The organism is Bombilactobacillus sp. ESL1197 (assembly GCF_058107145.1).
Genome location: NZ_JBYLTY010000004.1, coordinates 114536 through 135110 on the forward strand (window position 1 = coordinate 114536; position 20575 = coordinate 135110).

The 20575-nt window shown below is 40.6% G+C and carries 14 protein-coding genes, 6 tRNA genes and 3 rRNA genes; 21 read left to right on the forward strand and 2 right to left on the reverse strand.

What is annotated here, in order from left to right; translation table 11 throughout:
* Positions 1-107: 107 nt before the first annotated feature.
* The 12 genes from AC3B6B_RS08310 (at position 108) to AC3B6B_RS08365 (ending at position 11808) form a co-directional block, all read left to right on the forward strand.
* Positions 108-878: a WxL domain-containing protein gene (locus AC3B6B_RS08310; protein WP_489758189.1), complete on the forward strand. Its 771-nt coding sequence runs from the start codon at positions 108-110 to the stop codon at positions 876-878.
* Between the two features lie 39 nt (positions 879-917).
* Positions 918-1952: a DUF3324 domain-containing protein gene (locus AC3B6B_RS08315; RefSeq protein ID WP_489758190.1), complete on the forward strand. Its 1035-nt coding sequence runs from the start codon at positions 918-920 to the stop codon at positions 1950-1952.
* A gap of 16 nt (positions 1953-1968) precedes the next feature.
* Positions 1969-2748, forward strand: coding sequence for a WxL domain-containing protein (locus AC3B6B_RS08320; RefSeq protein ID WP_489758191.1), 780 nt, complete (start codon positions 1969-1971; stop codon positions 2746-2748).
* A 259-nt stretch (positions 2749-3007) separates the two neighbouring features.
* Positions 3008-4600: a helix-turn-helix domain-containing protein gene (locus AC3B6B_RS08325; RefSeq protein ID WP_489758192.1), complete on the forward strand. Its 1593-nt coding sequence runs from the start codon at positions 3008-3010 to the stop codon at positions 4598-4600.
* A gap of 270 nt (positions 4601-4870) precedes the next feature.
* On the forward strand, positions 4871-6148 hold the full coding sequence (gene serS, locus AC3B6B_RS08330; RefSeq protein ID WP_489758193.1) for a serine--tRNA ligase: 1278 nt from the start codon (positions 4871-4873) through the stop codon (positions 6146-6148).
* Between the two features lie 420 nt (positions 6149-6568).
* Positions 6569-8135, forward strand: a 16S ribosomal RNA gene (locus AC3B6B_RS08335).
* 96 nt (positions 8136-8231) lie between these two features.
* Positions 8232-8305: transfer RNA gene (locus tag AC3B6B_RS08340), tRNA-Ile, on the forward strand.
* 12 nt (positions 8306-8317) lie between these two features.
* Positions 8318-8390: transfer RNA gene (locus AC3B6B_RS08345), tRNA-Ala, on the forward strand.
* 108 nt (positions 8391-8498) lie between these two features.
* Positions 8499-11415: ribosomal RNA gene (locus AC3B6B_RS08350) — 23S ribosomal RNA — on the forward strand.
* A 73-nt stretch (positions 11416-11488) separates the two neighbouring features.
* Positions 11489-11605: ribosomal RNA gene (gene rrf, locus AC3B6B_RS08355) — 5S ribosomal RNA — on the forward strand.
* The 16S, 23S and 5S rRNA genes sit together here with 4 tRNA genes alongside, the layout of an rRNA operon.
* 9 nt (positions 11606-11614) lie before the next feature.
* Positions 11615-11687, forward strand: a tRNA-Asn gene (locus tag AC3B6B_RS08360).
* Between the two features lie 48 nt (positions 11688-11735).
* Positions 11736-11808 (forward strand) — tRNA-Thr (locus AC3B6B_RS08365).
* 72 nt (positions 11809-11880) lie between these two features.
* Here the strand turns inward: AC3B6B_RS08365 and AC3B6B_RS08370 are convergent.
* Positions 11881-12318 carry a GNAT family N-acetyltransferase gene (locus AC3B6B_RS08370; RefSeq protein WP_489758194.1) on the reverse strand — a complete coding sequence of 146 codons (438 nt, stop codon included), beginning with the start codon at positions 12316-12318 and terminating at the stop codon, positions 11881-11883.
* A gap of 169 nt (positions 12319-12487) precedes the next feature.
* Between AC3B6B_RS08370 and AC3B6B_RS08375 the strand changes: the two genes are divergently transcribed.
* The 6 genes from AC3B6B_RS08375 to AC3B6B_RS08400 all read left to right on the forward strand — a co-directional run bounded on the left by AC3B6B_RS08375 (position 12488) and on the right by AC3B6B_RS08400 (position 17196).
* A complete protein-coding gene (locus AC3B6B_RS08375) occupies positions 12488-13120 on the forward strand; it encodes a DNA-3-methyladenine glycosylase (protein ID WP_489758195.1) in 633 nt (210 codons plus the stop codon).
* Between the two features lie 79 nt (positions 13121-13199).
* Positions 13200-14660, forward strand: coding sequence for a peptide MFS transporter (locus AC3B6B_RS08380; RefSeq protein ID WP_489758196.1), 1461 nt, complete (start codon positions 13200-13202; stop codon positions 14658-14660).
* Between the two features lie 166 nt (positions 14661-14826).
* Positions 14827-14909 (forward strand) — tRNA-Tyr (locus AC3B6B_RS08385).
* 5 nt (positions 14910-14914) lie between these two features.
* Positions 14915-14986 (forward strand) — tRNA-Gln (locus AC3B6B_RS08390).
* A gap of 61 nt (positions 14987-15047) precedes the next feature.
* Positions 15048-15749, forward strand: coding sequence for a GntR family transcriptional regulator (locus tag AC3B6B_RS08395; protein WP_489758197.1), 702 nt, complete (start codon positions 15048-15050; stop codon positions 15747-15749).
* A gap of 19 nt (positions 15750-15768) precedes the next feature.
* Positions 15769-17196 (forward strand): O-antigen ligase family protein, encoded by a 1428-nt coding sequence (locus AC3B6B_RS08400; protein ID WP_489758198.1) that lies wholly within the window; start codon positions 15769-15771, stop codon positions 17194-17196.
* Positions 17197-17365: 169 nt separating this feature from the next.
* On the opposite strand, the gene AC3B6B_RS08405 is transcribed toward AC3B6B_RS08400, so the two are convergent.
* A complete protein-coding gene (locus AC3B6B_RS08405; RefSeq protein WP_489758199.1) occupies positions 17366-18079 on the reverse strand; it encodes a WecB/TagA/CpsF family glycosyltransferase in 714 nt (237 codons plus the stop codon).
* A gap of 79 nt (positions 18080-18158) precedes the next feature.
* Between AC3B6B_RS08405 and AC3B6B_RS08410 the strand changes: the two genes are divergently transcribed.
* The 3 genes from AC3B6B_RS08410 to AC3B6B_RS08420 are packed head-to-tail and all read left to right on the forward strand — an operon-like array spanning position 18159 to position 20519.
* Positions 18159-19232 (forward strand): glycosyltransferase family 4 protein, encoded by a 1074-nt coding sequence (locus AC3B6B_RS08410; protein ID WP_489758200.1) that lies wholly within the window; start codon positions 18159-18161, stop codon positions 19230-19232.
* Between the two features lie 27 nt (positions 19233-19259).
* Complete coding sequence (gene nadE / locus AC3B6B_RS08415; protein ID WP_489758201.1) at positions 19260-20078, forward strand: NAD(+) synthase; 819 nt, start codon at positions 19260-19262, stop codon at positions 20076-20078.
* Positions 20079-20090: 12 nt separating this feature from the next.
* On the forward strand, positions 20091-20519 hold the full coding sequence (locus tag AC3B6B_RS08420) for a hypothetical protein (RefSeq protein WP_489758202.1): 429 nt from the start codon (positions 20091-20093) through the stop codon (positions 20517-20519).
* Positions 20520-20575 lie beyond the last annotated feature (56 nt).

Sequence of the window (20575 nt, forward strand, 5' to 3'; positions counted from 1 at the left end):
AAAAAATTGATTTATTTTTAAGAATTTAAGTGCTTTGTTGAAAAATCTATTGTATAATTAGTTCGATGTAAATAAGTAAAGATTTTTTTAAGGTGGGGGACTTCTTTATGAAATTAAATAAATTATTGAGTATGGGAATTTGTGCTACTTCTTTGTTAGCTATTGCCGCTCCAATGTTGGCACAAACTGTTAGTGCTGCTGATGCTACTTTGGTAAGCGGTGCTGGTAATACTGTTACTGCTGCTTCATCTGCTTCAGGATCTTCTCAAGCTTCAGTTGGCTTTAAACCAGGTGATTTGACTTTATATCAAGTACCAAACTTCAATTTTGGTACAGGTAAAGTTGCAAAAGCTGGTGCAATTGATATGGCTGGTTCAGCTGCTAATCGATTGGCTGTTGTTGTTGATAATCGTTCTACTGCTAATGCATCTGGTAATGGTAATGTTAATCCGTGGACTTTGAATGTATCTGTAGATAAATTTAAAACTTCTTCTACTGATACTGGCGTTGAAATCCCTTTGGGAATTAATAATAAAGCTGATACGTCTGCATTTAGTATGTTGAATTTAGATCAGTCCACTTATAGTTATTCTAATAATGATGTTTATACTATTGATAGTAACAATCCAGCTAAACCACTTACTCCTATGGCTAAGGGAGATATTTCTGGAGATACTACGCTTGCTCTGGTTTCTGGTTCAAAACGATTTGGCGTAACTGGATTTGATTTTAGAGATCCAGCTTCTGTAAGATTGCTATTAGATGCAAATAACGTATCTAAAGTTGATCCTAGTAGTAATTATACTGCCACGGTTAATTGGAATCTGTCTATTGATCCGACGACAACACCAGCTCCAGCAGGCGGCGCCGGCGCATAGTATTAATAACTAAAAACTTCTAGTTTAGAGGATACGATTTTGCGAAAATTATTACGTCCATTGATTTTTTTAATGGCTTTAATAGGTAGTTTCTTTATTATTCATCCCGTATCAGCGGCAATTACTGGTGCAGCTGGTTTTTCCGTTGAACCTGAGGGCAGTCAAGGTGCTGCACAATCGGATTACTTTTTGTTAAATGTGGAATCTGGTAAGAGTTATCCACTAAACTTAAAGATTACTAATAGTAAAAAATATCCCATTGACGTGGTAGTAAAACCGACGGTTGCTGGGACGACTAATCAGGGTCAGATCAATTATGCTAATGTAACTAGTGTTCGTGACTCTAGTTTGAAGTATGACTGGACCAAAATGGGTCCAGTTAAGCAAAAAGTTACGATTCCAGCTAAGGGCTCTCAGACGGTTTCAGAAACCATCAATGTGCACGCACCCAAGTTTAATGGTGTACTGTTGGGTAGTTTTTATATCTATTCACCAACTATTAACCATAAGATGCATCATAAGAAGTCTAAAGGCATGAGTTTAACTAATAACTATTCTTATTCAGTTAGCACATTGTTTAAAGTTGGTAATGTTGATAAAGTGCAACCAGATCTGCGCTTAGTTCGGGTTCGGCCGACTTTATTAGGCATTCAGCCTGCTGTGAATATTAATTTGCAAAACTTTGAACCTAAGTACATTACTAATAATGATATGCGGGTCAAGGCGAAGATTTATCCGGCTAGGAGTAACAAACTACTCTTCCAGAATAGTCAAAAGCAAATGAATTTTGCGCCGAATTCTAACTTCAACTTTCCAGTTAGCTGGGGTAATAAGCCGATGAAAGCTGGTAATTACCAAGCTCGCGTGCGGATTAATACTTCAGGTAAGAGTTGGTATTTCAAGAAGAACTTTACGATTTCGCCAGCGGATGCTAACCGGTTGAATCGCAATAATCCGAATACAAAACGTAATTATTGGCCATTAATTATTACGATTATTGTCATTGTTTTACTATTGATTGGCGTATTATTCTATTGGTTCTATAAGCGAGGACAAAATCAAGCAACTAAATAGTTATGGGGGGGATAACTTGAAAGTAGCAAGATTTAATGTTTTATTAATAAGTTTAATTGCTGCCATCTTCATCTTTAGTACTCCCACTATGGCTGCGGATGATGCGAATGTCGTTAATCGACCGGCGGATGCTAATTCAGGCGCAGTAGAAGCCAACAGCTCAGCAAATGTTGGCTTTGCGCCAGGTAAGCTGGATTTACGAGTTCCTAATCCCGAGAATGTTGGTTTTCCAAATTTTGGTACGCAATATGTATTTACCAAAAGCATCTGGAAATATCGACCAGTAATCCAAGCCGGACAAACCGAAGCTAAACCGATGCTAGATAATACGATTATTGTGACTGATACTCGGGGGGCTGAGAGTGGCGGTTGGAATTTGAGTGTTTCTTGCTCTAAATTTCATAATACCGACACGAGTGTTGCTCCTGATGAACAAGTGCAGCCCATTTCGTCGCTAGATTTTACTAGTGCTAAAGTTGTACAAGCCAATGTAGATAGTGCCGATAATTTTTCCTTAGCGCAAGATTTTGATTCGAGCTCATCAGGAATTACTGGTTTGAATACTTTAACGGGTTCGCAGAATTATCCTTGGGTTTATCCGAGTGATGATATCAATGATCCTAATACGACAACCACTTTATTTACGGCACAAAAGGGGACCGGTTTAGGTTATTGGGGCTTATTCTTAACAGGAGCGCAGTTAGTAACTCCAAGTCAGAATGGGCAAGTTGCTGGTAATTTTAAAGCAACGTTAACTTGGACACTCAATGGTGGTAATCCTACGACACAAGCGTAAACTTCTCGTGTTAATTTAACTTAATAAATGAAAAAGGACATGTTTCATGTCCCTTTTTTGTATAGAACATTTTTTATAAAAATCTGTTTTAAATTATTTTTTATTGATTGTTTTTAGTAATAATAGTTGAAATCTGTGTTATCTTGGATTACATTAAAATTGGTTGTACATTATAATATTTATTATATAATGATTATTATTTGTTAATTTTAAATGCTTAAATCTTAAGTAATGAAATTAATTAATGGGGGGTATCACATTGGAAAAAGAACAAGACTTATTTTTGTCAGTTTCTGATATGGAGAAGTTACGCTTGTTTGAGCGGGTCAGACAATTAAAGATTATGGAGATTTCTTATCGCGATGATCTCAAAGCTCATCAAAGTCTAGATTTTGATATTAAAGATATTAATTTTCGCCAAGCAGCTGCACAAATGAATAAAAGTTACGGCAGTATCTATAATACTTACGATGGTATTATTCAAGATATGAAGGAATTATTGGGGAAAGATGATCCAACAATCGAAGAAATTTTTTCTGTTGACAATGATCAGTATCACTTTTTTTTAGTTTCCCATTCGGATGCTTACAACTTTATGATGGCGATTTTGGAAGATACTTGTCAGTCATTTGATGATTTTTATCAAGAGTGTGGCAATAGTAAAGCAACTGCTTTGCGCCATTTAAAACCGATGCGTTTATTTTTGAAAACTTTTAACGTACGAATTACTTATGAAAAGATGCGCTTTGTCGGGGAAGAAACAGATGTTAGATTAGCAATATCCGCAATGTTTTGGGAAGCAACGCGGGGATTTGCTTGGCCTTTTAAGACTATTTCTGAGGAAGAAAGCGAGTGGCTCGTCAATCAAGGCTTGGAGGCTTTTCAAGTAGTAGCGCAACCGAATCCGATGACTTTTCGGGTTTATCAAATTTATGCCACTGTCAATTGCTTACGGATTTATCATGGCCATTTTGTGGAACGCAATGCGAAAATCGACTGGGTACGTTATCCAAATCTGAATGTTTATGAAAGCTTCATGACCGAAGATAGTTATGAACGATTTGCGGACAGTGACTTTGCTAAAATCATTCAGTACTATCGAGATTTGACGCCCGCCCGTTTAATGAATGAATCTTATAATATGTATAATTTGGTTAACTGTTCATTATCCATTGTTCCTTGTGGTAATGAAAAAGCCGATGAAATTCTTGACCATATTCAAGAGTATGATACTAAGATTTACGACTTTGTGGGGGCATTCTTACAATCGATGCCTTATAATATTCAGCGACAATTTAATTTATCCGATGAAATTGTTAAGCTCTATCGCATTGCCTTGATGCGGGTCTTAATCGGGGGCTTGGCATTTGGTAATAGCTATTACCAAATGGTAGAAGTCTACACGGGAGAAAAATCAGGGCTATCCAGTATTGATTTGCCAGAGTTTAAGAAGACCATCCGGAATATTTTACAGCATTTATTTGAACAAAATGAATTTCAAGATTTTCAAGATAAAGTTAATTTGCTGACCAATGCGGTTTACAAGATTTTGCTTCGAGTCGTGGTCATGTTTTCTGATCATTTTGCAGTTCAAGTCTACCTCAGTATTGAAGAAAATCAGTTATACCGTTTTGATATGGTAGAAACAATTGATAGTTTGCCTTACGTGCAATTAGTTCAAGATCCTAATGATGCAGATTTGATTGTGACGACTTCGAGTCATTATACGTTAGATCCTACACAACATGACATTTATATCTTTAAGTGGGAACATGATGCTAATAGTGCCCAATATGGCCAGTTGATAAGTTTAATTCGGGATATTTGGACGGAGAAAAAGATCTCCAAATAAAACTTGCCTTTTAATGTTAGTTATATTACTATCAACCTAGATAACGTAGATATCTTACCGACTTTACAGAGAGCTAGTGCAGTGCTGAGAGTTAGCAGTTGGTGTTCCAATATCGTTTCAAACGGATAATGAATAAATTATACGGTCAGCCCCGTTATAGCTGTTAGAGCGTAGTGTGAAACACTAAAATTGGGTGGTACCGCGATGAAGAGTTGATTCGTCCCTTTAATGGGGATGAAGACAACTCTTTTTTATTTAAAGGAGGAAATTATGTTAGATTTAAAAGTGATTCGCAATAATCCTGATTGGGCGAAAAAAAAGTTAGCTGAGAGAAATATTGCAGGGGAAGAGATTGATCATTTACTAGACTTAGATGTTAAGCGCCGCCAAGTGATGGCGCAAACTGAAGATTTGAAAGCTAAGCGCAACGAAGTTTCGAAGCAAATTGCTCAAACTAAGCGACAAAAGCAAGATGCTACTGCCGCGATTGCTGCCATGAAAGAAGTTGGCGCGCAAATTAAAAATTTGGATGAGCAATTAGCAAAGCTTAATGACCAAACGGATTATATTTTAGTCCGCTTGCCCAACTTTCCCGATGATTCAGTGCCTGTTGGCAAAGATGAGTCTGCCAATGTGGAAGTTCGTAAGTGGGGCGAAATTCCGCACTTTGACTTTGAAGCCCAAGCTCATTGGGATATTGGTGAACAATTGGGAATTTTGGATTTTGAACGGGCTGCGAAAGTTTCAGGTAGCCGCTTTGTCTATTATTTAGGTGCCGGTGCGCAATTAGAACGGGCGTTATACAACTTTATGTTAGATGAGCATCAAAAAGATGGTTATACAGAAGTTATTCCACCTTATTTGGTCAATAGTGATTCCATGTTTGGTACTAGTCAGTTTCCTAAGTTTAAAGAAGACGTTTATACCATTGTTGATGAAGAACGGCCATTGACTTTAATTCCTACTGCTGAAGTTCCCCTAACTAACTATTATCGTGGCGAAATTTTGAGTGAAGACCAATTACCAACTTATCTTACGGCTTTGACACCATGTTTTCGTTCTGAAGCCGGTTCTGCTGGCCGTGATACCCGCGGTTTGATTCGCATGCACCAATTTAACAAGGTGGAAATGGTTAAATATGTTAAGCCGGAAGATTCTTGGGATGAATTAGAAAAATTAACCGCAAATGCGGAAAATATTTTACAGAAGTTGGAATTACCATATCATGTCATTACTTTGTCCAGTGGTGATGCTAGTTTTAGTTCTGCAAAGACGTATGATTTAGAAGTTTGGATGCCCCAGCAAAATATGTATCGGGAAATTTCGAGTTGTTCTAATTGTACAGATTTTCAAGCACGGCGCTCACAAATTCGTTATCGTGATAAAAATGGTAAGTTACAATTTGTTCACACCTTAAATGGTTCCGGACTTGCAGTTGGTCGAGCAGTGGCGGCCATTTTAGAAAATTATCAAAATGCTGACGGTAGTGTCGATATTCCTAAAGTTTTAGTTCCATATATGAATGGTAAAACTAAAATTACTAAGTAATATGTAGGCAATTGAATCCTAAGAGAAGATGAAATATCTTTTTTTAGGATTTTTTTATATCGTAAAAAAGCAGTCATACCAAGGAATAGAGCAATATGTAGCAAAAAAGAATAAAAAAAGATGGGCAAAGGGGTTGCAAAAGGGTAAAAAAGTTGATAATATATTTTCTGTTGTCAATGAGTCATGCGCGTCACTGTTAAGCAAATAAAAAAAACAGTTGACAAGCTCATGATAAGATGATAAACTAAATAAGCCGCTTAATCAAGTGGTAATCAACAAAAAGTTAAGTAGATCTTTGAAAACTGAACAAAGTTTCTTTAAAAGCCAAGTGCTGGGTTCTTGAAAAAGAACCTGTCAATTTAAAAGTAATAAAGAAGACAAAGAACGTTAGAGTTCTAAGTCTGAGTCAACAAACTAACAAAAAATGAGAGTTTGATCCTGGCTCAGGACGAACGCTGGCGGCGTGCCTAATACATGCAAGTCGAGCGAGCAGAAGTAACGGAATACCTTCGGGTAGGAAGATATGGACGCGAGCGGCGGATGGGTGAGTAACACGTAGGTAACCTGCCCTTTAGCGGGGGATAACAATTGGAAACAGTTGCTAATACCGCATAAAGTGCTTAATCACATGATTAAGGAATGAAAGACGGTTTCGGCTGTCACTAAAGGATGGACCTGCGGCGTATTAGCTAGTTGGTGAGGTAAAGGCCCACCAAGGCGATGATACGTAGCCGACCTGAGAGGGTAATCGGCCACATTGGGACTGAGACACGGCCCAAACTCCTACGGGAGGCAGCAGTAGGGAATCTTCCACAATGGACGAAAGTCTGATGGAGCAACGCCGCGTGGATGAAGAAGGTTTTCGGATCGTAAAATCCTGTTGTTGAAGAAGAACGTGCTTGAGAGTAACTGCTCAAGTAGTGACGGTATTCAACCAGAAAGTCACGGCTAACTACGTGCCAGCAGCCGCGGTAATACGTAGGTGGCAAGCGTTGTCCGGATTTATTGGGCGTAAAGGGAGCGCAGGCGGTTTGAAAAGTCTGAATGTGAAAGCCCTCAGCTTAACTGAGGAAGTGCATCGGAAACTGTCAAACTTGAGTGCAGAAGAGGAGAGTGGAACTCCATGTGTAGCGGTGAAATGCGTAGATATATGGAAGAACACCAGTGGCGAAGGCGGCTCTCTGGTCTGTAACTGACGCTGAGGCTCGAAAGCATGGGTAGCGAACAGGATTAGATACCCTGGTAGTCCATGCCGTAAACGATGAGTGCTAAGTGTTGGGAGGTTTCCGCCTCTCAGTGCTGCAGCTAACGCATTAAGCACTCCGCCTGGGGAGTACGACCGCAAGGTTGAAACTCAAAGGAATTGACGGGGGCCCGCACAAGCGGTGGAGCATGTGGTTTAATTCGAAGCAACGCGAAGAACCTTACCAGGTCTTGACATCTCCTGAAAGCTGTAGAGATACAGGGTTCCCTTCGGGGACAGGAAGACAGGTGGTGCATGGTTGTCGTCAGCTCGTGTCGTGAGATGTTGGGTTAAGTCCCGCAACGAGCGCAACCCTTGTTACTAGTTGCCAGCATTAAGTTGGGCACTCTAGTGAGACTGCCGGTGACAAACCGGAGGAAGGTGGGGACGACGTCAAATCATCATGCCCCTTATGACCTGGGCTACACACGTGCTACAATGGATGGTACAACGAGAAGCGAACTCGTGAGGGCAAGCAGAACTCTAAAAACCATTCTCAGTTCGGATTGCAGGCTGCAACTCGCCTGTATGAAGTTGGAATCGCTAGTAATCGTGGATCAGCATGCCACGGTGAATACGTTCTCGGGCCTTGTACACACCGCCCGTCACACCATGAGAGTTTGTAATACCCAAAGCCGGTGGGGTAACCCTTCGGGGAGCTAGCCGTCTAAGGTAGGACAAATGATTAGGGTGAAGTCGTAACAAGGTAGCCGTAGGAGAACCTGCGGCTGGATCACCTCCTTTCTAAGGAAAAATAAACGGAAAGCAGTTGGCAAGAAACTTTGTTTAGTTTTGAGAGGTCTACTCTCAGGGCACCAAGAGACAAGCGCGAAAGAAATCGGGCCTATAGCTCAGCTGGTTAGAGCGCACGCCTGATAAGCGTGAGGTCGATGGTTCAAGTCCATTTAGGCCCATAGAAATAGTACGGGGGTTTAGCTCAGCTGGGAGAGCACCTGCTTTGCAAGCAGGAGGTCATCGGTTCGATCCCGTTAACCTCCATTGACAGGAAACTGTCAAGGACATTAGTACTTTGAAAACTGAATATTATGAGAAGAAAGACACCGAGAATCGAGAGATTCGAAGAAAGTAAGAAACAGTAGTAAATAAGGTTAAGATAATAAGGGCGCACGGTGGATGCCTAGGTACTAGGAGCCGAAGAAGGACGCAACGAACAGCGAAATGCTCCGGGGAGTTGTAAGTAAACGAAGATCCGGAGATATCCGAATGGGGGAACCCGGCTAAGGTAAAGCTTAGTCACACTGCGACGAAAGTTGTAAGTGAGGAAGACATGGTGAACTGAAACATCTAAGTAGCCATAGGAAGAGAAAGAAAAATCGATTTCCTGAGTAGCGGCGAGCGAAACGGAAAGAGCCCAAACCAGAGAGCATGCTCTTTGGGGTTGTAGGACTGGGACGTGAGATAGTCGAAGATAGCTGAATCAGTTGGGAAGCTGAACCAGAGATAGTGATAGTCTAGTAGGCGAAATCAGAGACACTCTACCAGTATCCTGAGTACGGCGGGGCACGTGAAACCCCGTCGGAAGCAGGGAGGACCATCTCCCAAGGCTAAATACTCCCTAGTGACCGATAGAGAACAAGTACCGTGAGGGAAAGGTGAAAAGCACCCCGGAAGGGGAGTGAAATAGATCCTGAAACCGTGTGCCTACAAGTAGTCAGAGCTCGTTAAAGAGTGATGGCGTGCCTTTTGTAGAATGAACCGGCGAGTTACGATTGCGTGCGAGGTTAAGTTGAGAAGACGGAGCCGTAGCGAAAGCGAGTCTGAATAGGGCGAAAGAGAGTACGTAGTCGTAGACCCGAAACCAAGTGACCTACCCATGTCCAGGTTGAAGGTGCGGTAAAACGCACTGGAGGACCGAACCCACGTAAGTTGAAAATTGCGGGGATGAGGTGTGGGTAGCGGTGAAATTCCAAACGAACTTGGAGATAGCTGGTTCTCTCCGAAATAGCTTTAGGGCTAGCCTCGGAGAAGAGGATCTTGGAGGTAGAGCACTGTTTGGACTAGGGGCCCAACATGGGTTACTGAATTCAGATAAACTCCGAATGCCAAAGATCTTTCTCCGGGAGTCAGACGGTGAGTGATAAGATCCATCGTCGAAAGGGGAACAGCCCAGATCACCAGTTAAGGTCCCAAAATCCATACTAAGTGGAAAAGGAAGTGGAACTGCACAGACAACTAGGATGTTGGCTTAGAAGCAGCAACTCATTTAAAGAGTGCGTAATAGCTCACTAGTCGAGTGGTTCTGCGCCGAAAATGTACCGGGGCTAAGTATGGTACCGAAACTGTGGATGTGCATCGAAAGATGTACGTGGTAGGAGAGCGTTGTAAGCACGAAGAAGCCAGATCGAGAGGACTGGTGGAGAGCTTAGAAGTGAGAATGCCGGTATGAGTAGCGAAAGACCAGTGAGAATCTGGTCCACCGGATGACTAAGGTTTCCTGGGGAAGGCTCGTCCGCCCAGGGTTAGTCGGGACCTAAGATGAGGCCGAGAGGCGTAATCGATGGAAAACAGGTTGAGATTCCTGTACTGTTCAGTGTTGTTTGAACGATGGAGGGACGCAGGAGATGAATTGTGAGCATGCAGCTGGAAAAGCATGTCTAAGCAGCGAGTCTGGATATGAGTCAAATGCTTATAACCGCGAAGGATGAGTTGTGATAGGGAGCGAAATTAAAGTAGCGAAGCACAATAGTCACACTGCCGAGAAAAGCTTCTAGTGAGACACTGAATACCCGTACCGCAAACCGACACAGGTAGTCAAGGAGAGAATCCTAAGGTGAGCGAGAGAACTATCGTTAAGGAACTCGGCAAAATAGCCCCGTAACTTTGGAAGAAGGGGTGCTGGTGTAAGAGCCAGCCGCAGTGAAAAGGCCCAAACAACTGTTTATCAAAAACACAGGTCTCTGCAAAATCGTAAGATGACGTATAGGGGCTGACGCCTGCCCGGTGCTGGAAGGTTAAGAGGATGAGTTAGACTTCGGTCGAAGCCCAGAATTGAAGCCCCAGTAAACGGCGGCCGTAACTATAACGGTCCTAAGGTAGCGAAATTCCTTGTCGGGTAAGTTCCGACCCGCACGAAAGGCGTAATGATTTGGGCACTGTCTCAACGATAGACTCGGTGAAATTATAATACCCGTGAAGATGCAGGTTACCCGCGACAGGACGGAAAGACCCCATGGAGCTTTACTGTAGCTTGATATTGAGTTTTTGTGTAACATGTACAGGATAGGTAGGAGCCGTAGAGATCGGTACGCTAGTATCGAAGGAGGCGCTGGTGGGATACTACCCTTGTTATATGAAAGCTCTAACCCGCGCCGTTGAAGCACGGCGGGAGACAGTGTCAGGTGGGCAGTTTGACTGGGGCGGTCGCCTCCTAAACAGTAACGGAGGCGCCCAAAGGTTCCCTCAGAATGGTTGGAAATCATTCGTAGAGTGTAAAGGTAGAAGGGAGCTTGACTGCGAGACAGACAAGTCGAGCAGGGACGAAAGTCGGGCTTAATGATCCGGTGGCACCGTATGGAAGGGCCATCGCTCAACGGACAAAAGCTACCCTGGGGATAACAGGCTTATCTCCCCCAAGAGTTCACATCGACGGGGAGGTTTGGCACCTCGATGTCGGCTCATCGCATCCTGGGGCTGTAGTCGGTCCCAAGGGTTGGGCTGTTCGCCCATTAAAGCGGTACGCGAGCTGGGTTCAGAACGTCGTGAGACAGTTCGGTCCCTATCCGTCGCGGGCGTAGGAAATTTGAGAGGATCTGTCCTTAGTACGAGAGGACCGGGATGGACATACCACTGGTGTACCAGTTGTCTTGCCAAAGGCATAGCTGGGTAGCTAAGTATGGAAGGGATAAACGCTGAAAGCATCTAAGTGTGAAACCCACCTCAAGATGAGATTTCCCATTCAGTAATGAAGTAAGACCCCTCAAAGAAGATGAGGTAGATAGGTTGCGAGTGGAAGTGTAGTGATACATGGAGCTGAGCAATACTAATCGGTCGAGGGCTTAACCAAGGGTGTCGAGTAAGAACATAATATTCAGTTTTGAGAGGACTAAGGTTCTTTCAGAAGGTAAGAAGAGAGCAAGTGTGGTGGCGATAGCGAGGAGGAAACACCTGGAATCATGCCGAACACAGAAGTTAAGCTTCTCAGCGCCGAAAGTAGTTGGTGGGAAACTACCTGCGAGGATAGGTCGTTGCCATGCTGCTCTTATTCCGGTTTAGCTCAGTTGGTAGAGCATCTGACTGTTAATCAGGGTGTCGTCAGTTCGAGTCTGACAACCGGAGTTATAGTCGGATGTTTAACCGGCTTTTTTTATTAGTTTCGGATTGTTCGCCAGCTTAGCTCAGTTGGTAGAGCATCGGTATCGTAAACCGAGGGTCACAGGTTCGAATCCTGCAGCTGGCAGTATTATTATAAACAAAATAAAAAACGTTATATTAAGTTATAGCGTTTTTTATTTTGTCCATATTTATTTGATTAAACAGCTTTAACCATTTTATGGTGTTTGATACCAGCATCTAAAAATTGATTGCCTTCGACCTGATATCCTAAATTAGTATAAAAATTTTGAGCTTGATCTTGCGCATTTAAGACGAGAGTTTTAATTCCTTGCGTTTGAGCGTGTTGTTCAATCATCTGCATTATTTGACTGGCAAATCCTTGATGCCGAAAATTTTGGCGAACAGCAACTCGTTGAATATGCCATTGGGTTGGCGTTCCTTTTAAAACGCGCGCTGTGGCAATTGGCTGGTCGTTATGTTCATCGTAACCTACATAATATTGACAATTTGCTTCATCCTGATCAATTTCTAGATCAGCCGGAACATGTTGTTCTTGAATAAAAACTGTTTTTCTTAAAACTAAACTATCTTGATAAATTTGATCATTTAAATCGTCCGTGAATTTGATAATCATTTTTTCTTCCTTTCTTAACGCAAATTAGTTGACGAATTTGTTTTTTTAGCTCAATAATTTAATTGGATATTAAATTGCAAGACTTAATAATATTAGTTCTGTTTAACCATTGTGAAAATAGAGCTAATGTTTTTAATTTTACCATAAAGTATTTAGAAAGGAGGTTCTTATGAGTTCAATTACAGCATTTTTAACCAGTCAATCAACGATTCAATTAGCTCAAGATTTGTTAGGACATGAATTACAGTATCACTCTGCCTATGGTTTAACTGCTGGTTTGATTGTTGAGACAGAAGCATATTTAGGTACGCCGGATTCTGCTTCACATGCATATCGTGGTCATCATTCTCGCGCTAATCAAGCACTTTATCAAGATCCAGGAACCATTTATATTCATTCACAGCGCGGACATTACTTATTGGACATTGTTGTTCAAATGTCAGGACAACCAGAAAGTATTTTGATTCGGGCTCTGCAACCGACCAAGGGGTTAACTATTATGCGAGAACTACGGCAACAGACAACGACGACTAATTTAACGAATGGACCTGCTAAGTTGACCCAAGCGTTAGGAATTACGTCGCGTGATTTAAACCAAACCCCCTTGAGTTTCAAGACGCTGAGTTTAAGTGATCAACGAATTAAAACGCCCAAAATTATTAAAACTTCTGCGCGGATTAATGTTAGTCAACGTGGTAATTGGGCACAAAAACCTTTACGTTTTTTTGTTGCGGGTAATCCTTATGTTTCTAATTGTCGCAAAAAAGATTGTTTATTTACTAGTTTGGGCTGGAATCGCTAAATTGGGCATTGTTTTTTGACATTATCTATTAGAAAGATTAAAATGTTAGGGCATTGTTTAATATTTAGGGAGAATATTTATGGATACAAAAAAGGAAAAGACGTTCTTTGGTCAGCCTATGGGGTTAAAGACCCTATTTATGACTGAATTTTGGGAACGATTTAGTTATTATGGCATGCGGGCAATTCTGTTGTACTACATGTACTATGCGATCAAGCTCGGTGGCTTAGGCTTTAAGCAAGAAACTGCTGCGTCCATTATGTCTATTTACGGGTCATTGGTTTATATGACCAGTGTTTTAGGAGGTTATATTAGTGATCGTATTCTAGGTAGTCGGCGAACCGTCTTTTGGGGCGGGGTTTTGATCATGTTTGGTCATATCTTCTTGTCGTTGCCGCTAGGTTCTACCACGTTATACTTGTCGATTTTGTTCATTACAATTGGTACTGGTTTGTTAAAACCCAATGTTTCGGACATGGTCGGTGATTTATATAGTGCTGAGGATAACCGCCGTGATGCTGGATTTAGTATTTTTGTCATGGGAATTAACTTAGGTTCCTTAATTGCGCCCGCAGTGGTTAGTCAAGCTTGGAAGAGTTTTAACTTCCATGTTGGCTTTTCACTAGCTGCGATTGGGATGTTCTTTGGTTTAATCACGTATTATATTCAAGGAAAGAAATATTTACCAGCAGAAACGTTGAAACCCACTGATCCTATTACTGATGCTGAAAAAAGTAAACTTTATAAAAAGGTCATTGTCTTTGTCATAGCAATTGTCGTTATTGTTTTATTAATGATGGTCATGAAGTTAGCTAGTTTACAGAACTTTATTAGTTTAATCAGTATTTTTGGCATTATTTTACCAATTGCATACTTTATTATTATTTTAAGTAGTAAAAAGGTGACTAAGATTGAAAAATCGCGCGTTTATGCTTATATTGGCTTATTTATCGCTGCGGTAATCTTCTGGGCCATTGAAGAGCAAGGTTCTTCTATTTTGGGCTTGTTTGTTGCTAATAATACGCAATTGCATTTGGGGAGCTTTGAATTGAATCCAAGCTGGTTCCAAATGTTAAATCCATTCTTTATTATTATCTATACACCATTATTTGCTTCACTTTGGACTAAACTAGGTAAAAAGCAGCCTTCGTCACCGACTAAGTTCTGGTTAGGCTTAGTCTTTACCGGTATTTCCTATTTAGTTTTGGTTCTACCGTTAATGGGCGGTTCACACGGCAAAGTTAATCCATTATGGTTAGTTTTGAGCTGGGGCATTGTAGAAATTGGTGAAATGTTAATCTCACCAATTGGTCTTTCAGTTACGACTAAATTGGCGCCCAAAGCTTTCTCATCCGAAATGATGAGTATGTGGTTCTTAGCAGATGCTGCGGGACAAGCTATTAATTCCCAATTAGTTAGATTTTATCCACACCACGAAATGGCTTACTTTGGTGTAACGGGGTTAGTAGCAATTGCCTTTGCTATTCTCTTGATTTTCTTTACACCAAAAATCAAAAAATTAATGTCCGGAATCAATTAATAAAAGTTCACCTTTTGGTGAACTTTTTTCGTTTTTTAAAAGAATTATTGGTATAATATTCGTGGAATGTTTCGGAAGTTATCAATAGAAAAATAAAAAATTTGTTATAACCTCTTGCAAAATGGAACAAAATTGGTTATTATATTTAATGTCCTATTGATATGTTGGAAGGGTAGCGAAGTCTGGCTAAACGCGGCGGACTGTAAATCCGCTCCTTCGGGTTCGGTGGTTCGAATCCACTCCCTTCCATTGATTGGGTTATAGCCAAGTGGTAAGGCAATGGACTTTGACTCCATTATGCGCTGGTTCGAATCCAGCTAACCCAATAATTGACTGAAACGTTGGTTTCAGTCTTTTTTTATTTTTAATTTGAGGGGGGTAATCTCCGTGTCCGAAGTACCAATTTATGTTCAGATTCATAACCAAATGAAATCCGAGATTGCCCAAGGAAAGTGGCAAGTAGGCCAAAGAATTCCGTCAGAGCGCTGGTTAGCACAGCATTTTGCTGTGAGTCGCATGACCGCACGGCAAGCCATTCAGACCTTGGTTGATGAAGGAATCTTGTCACGTAAGGTTGGTTCTGGGACTTATGTTGCTAGTCAAAAAGTTCAAGAAAAAATGTCCGGAACGACTAGTTTTACAGATATTATGAAATCACAGGGCAAAAAGCCGGCTAGTCGCGTCGTCTCCTATCATCTTGCCGAACCAACGCTCAGTGAGAAAGAGCATTTACAATTAGCCGATAAAATTGATGTTTTACGAATGGAACGCATTCGCTTAGCCGATGGCGTGCCCATTTGTTTTGAAATCACTACTGTACCGTGGAATCTCGTTCGGGATTTAAGTCAACAGCAAATTACACAATCGCTGTATCACGCTTTAGAGCAAAAGGGCTTAAAGCTCGGACATGCTCAACAGAATGTGTCAGCAATGTTAGCCTCAGAAAAAGTAGCTGAGCTTTTAAAGGTCAAGCGGGGTGCTCCTGTGCTAAGATTACGGCAGGTTACCTTCTTAGATGATGAGCAACCGTTTGAATATGTTCGTTCACAGTATGTGGGTGAGCGCTTTGAGTTTTATTTAGAAAGATAAAAGATAATGGAGAATTATTGTGAAATCTAGTTCAATTCAACGTTTTAGTTGGTATTTAATGATTTATTTTTTAATACAACCAATTTTGGATGTGATTACCGGTTGGCAAATGAAAGTATTGCCTAACTTTAGTTTGACACTGGGCGTAGCGATTCGTGCAATTATGCTAGTTTTAATTGTTGGCTTTATTTTAAAAGTTGCGCACCAGCGTGATGATTGGCTGGATCGTTATGTGCCGTGGTTCTTAGGACTATTATTAGTATTAGTTGTGATTAATTTGGTGGTTAATTATTTCAATAAGCCCGCTTTTTCGTGGTTTACAGAAATTTCGGCGTGTTTTAAAAGTCTGCATTACTTAATTATTATTTTGGGCATGTACTACGCGTTTAAGAATTTATCAGCACAGCAATTAAAGCGTTCGGTGCCGGTTTTTGTTTATTGGGCACAAATGATGATTAACGTGGTCATGATTGTAGCAGTTATGACCAACACGGCTTTTCATACCTATCCCCAGGGAAAACTAGGAACGAGTGGTTGGTTTAATGCTGGCAATGAGTTAAGTGCAATTTTGGCAATTGCCTTTCCGATTGTTTTGCTATATGCGCTAGAAAAATCTCAGCAGCAGCATAATTATTGGTACTTTGGCGGCGTGATTCTATCCGTCAATTCTATTACAATGCTCGGAACGAAAAGCTGTTTCTATGGGATGATTTTAGCGCTCATTTCGGCTTTCTGTTTGCAGTTAATACGAATCTTTGTGACGCATGAAAAAAAAGCTGTCAATATCATTAATACGGTTCTAATTGCCGTTTTATTGGGGGGAGTTTTAGCAATTTATCCGCATTCACCAGTTCATGATAATAGTGTGATTCAAAATCGAATTATTCGCGAAAATCAACAAAATAAAAAGAAAATGTTGTCTGATAAAAAGCACAGAAAGCATATGGATCATTACGAGCGTTTCTTATTGCAAAATAAGGAATTAAGTAATCCGCTACTAGCGAAGTTATTAAGCGGCCGGACCAATTATTATCGCCTAAATAGTTATGAATATAAAAAATCTGCCTTGGCCCAAAAATTATTTGGGATGGGCTACGGGGGTAATTATCGTAAGCATCCGCGAACTGTGGAGATGGATTGGTTAGACTTCTTCTTCCAATTTGGAATTATTGGTTTTGTGATTACCATTTTGCCGTTAGTCGGCATTATCTTCTATTTATTGTTTGAATTCTGCCGTTACTTTTTCCAACCAAAAATTCAAACCAATTTATTATATTTTGTGGCCTTTGGCTTGGGAATTTTTATGTCAATCTTTTCAGGGCATGTTCTCAATGCGCCCGGAGTTAGCATGTATTTTGGTTGGGTCACAGCATACTTGTTGTTTGTCTTACAAAAACCCAAACCACAACATCTAGCTTCTCGAAAAACTAAAGTTATGTTTCCTTAAAGCTAAAACTTTTTCTAAGTAATCAAAAATTCCGTTCTTAAAAATTAATTTAGGAACGGAATTTTTTTGCGTCGTTGGCGTAATTTGAAAGGTAATGATGCTGTTACAAAAATTAAAAAGATATTATTAGGACACTATTAAGTGCGGAACTACTCAAAGATTTTTAGGGTTAATGTTGTTTCTTAACTAATTTTAAAAAGCGCGGTAAAGCTAAGAAACGTTTAAAACGACTAGGATGGCTTAATAAGCGATAGAGCCATTCTAAGTGCCAGTTTTGAATTAATTGCGGGGCGCGTTTGACCGTTCCAGATAAGACGTCAAAACTGCCTCCCACGCCAATCCAAATTGCAGGCGTCAGTTGGCGGTGGCGATAAATAAATTCTTCCTGTTTGGGAAATCCTAAAGCGACAGCCACGATATCAGGTTTAGTTTGTTTTATTTCTTGGACAATGGGTTGTTCATCTTGAAAATACCCGTCATGTGATCCGACAAGTTTTAGTTGGGGATATTTTTGGTGAATATTTTGGACGGTTTTAGTAATAATTTCGGGTTTAGCACCTAATAAATATACTTTTAGGCTACATTTATTGGCAATTTCTAGTAAACTAGTAAGTGTATCAAAGCCAGTAATTCGTTCGGAGAGTGGTTGATGCATCATTTGTCCTGCTTTAATAATCCCGATACCATCAGGAGTGATGTAGTCGGCTGTTTGAATTAATTTGCGATATTCTGGATGATCGTAAGCATAAACTGCAATCTCAGGGTTAGCAGTAACAATAAAGGTATTTTGATGATTAGTGATACGTTGCTGGAGTAACTTTATAAAATTTTGATTAGTAGTACTAATAAAAGGCAAATCTAAGATTTTAATTTGTTTTAGCAATTTTTCTAAACTCCTTTTTTAATACCTTTAGTTTACGATAACTAGATTTGTTTAACAATTTATTGTGAGGATTTAATTTATGAAAACTTTACACGTGAACGCCGGGAATGAAAATGGCGGCGGACGAACGATTATTATTAATATTCTACGGGGCTTGAATCAACGAGATATTGATTCGCAGCTCTTAGTTTTTGAACGGGGTCCAGTTTCTGATCTAGCAAATGAATGGCAAATTCCCACTACTATTATGAACCAAGATGGGCAGTTGGATTTGCGGGTGCTCGGGCGTCTCAAGAAGTTCATTAATGATAATCAAATTGATATTGTGAATACGCATGGCCCCCGGGCTAATTTTTTAATGAGTTTGATTTATAAACATGTGCATGCGAAGTGGATCATTACGGTTCATAGTGATCCTTATGTGGATTTTGCTGACAATTTCAAGGGGAAGTTAATGACTTCTTTAAATTTACGGGCCTTGAAAAAAGCTGAGCTATTGATGCCAGTAACTGCTAAATTTAAGCCAATTTTAGAACAAGTGGGGATTGCCTCAGACAAAATCAAGCCGGTCTTTAATACAATGTATTTTCGCGAAAAAGCGCCCCAAACGACGCGACAAGATCCGTTTACGCTATTGAATGTCGCTCGTTTGGTGCCTGTGAAAAACCAACAATTACTCTTAAAAGTTTTAGCAGAGCTAGATTTTGACTGGCGCTTAAAGCTAGTGGGCGATGGAACTTCGCGGCCCCAATTGGAACACTTAGTACAAGAACTAGATTTGGCACAAAAAGTCGAGTTTATTGGCTTTCAAGACAAGACAGAGCAGTATTACCAAAACGCGGACTTATTTGTCCTACCATCATTATCGGAAGGCTTTCCACTAGTTTTACTAGAAGCAGCTAATAATGGTTTACCCGTGGTCGCTAGTGATGCTGGTTCGGATGCGCAAGCTGTTCAACCGGGTCTGGGGTGGATTACCCCTATTAATGATTTTGAAAGCCTAAAACAGGCGTTAATTCAAGCTCATGACTTGTGGCAAAAAGATGAATTACGCGCTTTGGGCCAGAAATATTATGAATATTGTGCTGCCAATTTTTCTAACGAACGTTTGGCTCAAACAATCAGTGAAATTTATCAAACTGTGTTAAAGTAATTGTATTTGAGAAATGAGGTTTTAAGATTGCGTCCATTACAAAAAGAAATTATTGCTTTTGAAAAAGTTGCGCCCCAGATTGATCCTGAACAAGAAGTACGGCGGAGTGTGGACTTTTTAAAGCATTTTTTACAAAAAAATCAATTAAAAACATTAGTGTTAGGAATTTCTGGTGGTCAAGATTCGACTTTAACAGGTCGCTTAGCCCAGTTAGCTGTTAGTGAATTACGAGCAGAACAACCCCAATCTAGTTACCAATTTATTGCCGTTCGTTTGCCTTATGGGCAACAAGCTGATGAATCAGATGCTTTACAGGCTTTAGATTTTATTCAACCGGATAAGACTTACCGGGTGGATATTAAGCCAGCGGTAGATGCAGTCGTGGCTAGTATCACACCTAATGGCTTAGCCATTAGTGATTTCAATAAGGGCAATATTAAAGCGCGTCAACGCATGATTGTACAATATGCGATTGCTGGTGAAACTAAGGGCGTTGTAGTGGGAACCGATCACGCCGCGGAAAATATTACGGGTTTTTATACTAAATACGGTGATGGCGCCGCCGATGTTACGCCTTTATTTAGGTTAAATAAGCGCCAAGGCCGTCAATTATTGCAATACTTGCAAGCCCCGGCCAATTTATATACTAAAACCCCGACGGCTGATTTAGAGGATGGTCGGCCAGGTTTAGCTGATGAAGTTGCTTTGGGGGTAACGTATCAAGAGATTGATGATTATTTGGAAGGCAAAGAAGTCACAGCAGCAGCGGCCCAAAAGATTGAAAACTGGTATTTGAAGACTGCTCATAAGCGGCAGTTGCCGTATACAGTTTTTGATCAATTTTAAGGAGGCAAAGACATGGTTAATAAAGCACAACAGCGGGCGATCAAGTATGCACAAACGTTAAATGATGTTTTACAACGGACGCAGGAAATTCAAGAAGAGTTGAATCCTAAGTTTCAAGAAATTAAAACGGCTTTGCAAAAAAACGAATTAGAGCAAATGCAATCCGCTCATTACTTGGCAATTCAGGGTGATTTTCAGCATGGAACTGATGAATATGCTCAATTAACCCAACAATTAGCCGATTTAAGAGCTCCAGCACGTTTTATGGGCATTCATATGAATTTAGTTCAAGCCTATCAAGCTTATGTTCAAGCTTGTCAGCAAATGATTGATAGTATGAAAGATAATCGTACGGTGGACTTGGATCAATTTCAACAGTCTGAACAAGATCAAGACCAAGCAACGGCTGAGATTGCTAAGTGTTTACAGCGCTTAGGTTAAAATTTTTTGTTCCAGCTCCCAATTGGAGTTAGATGCCAGTTGCCTCATAAAAATAA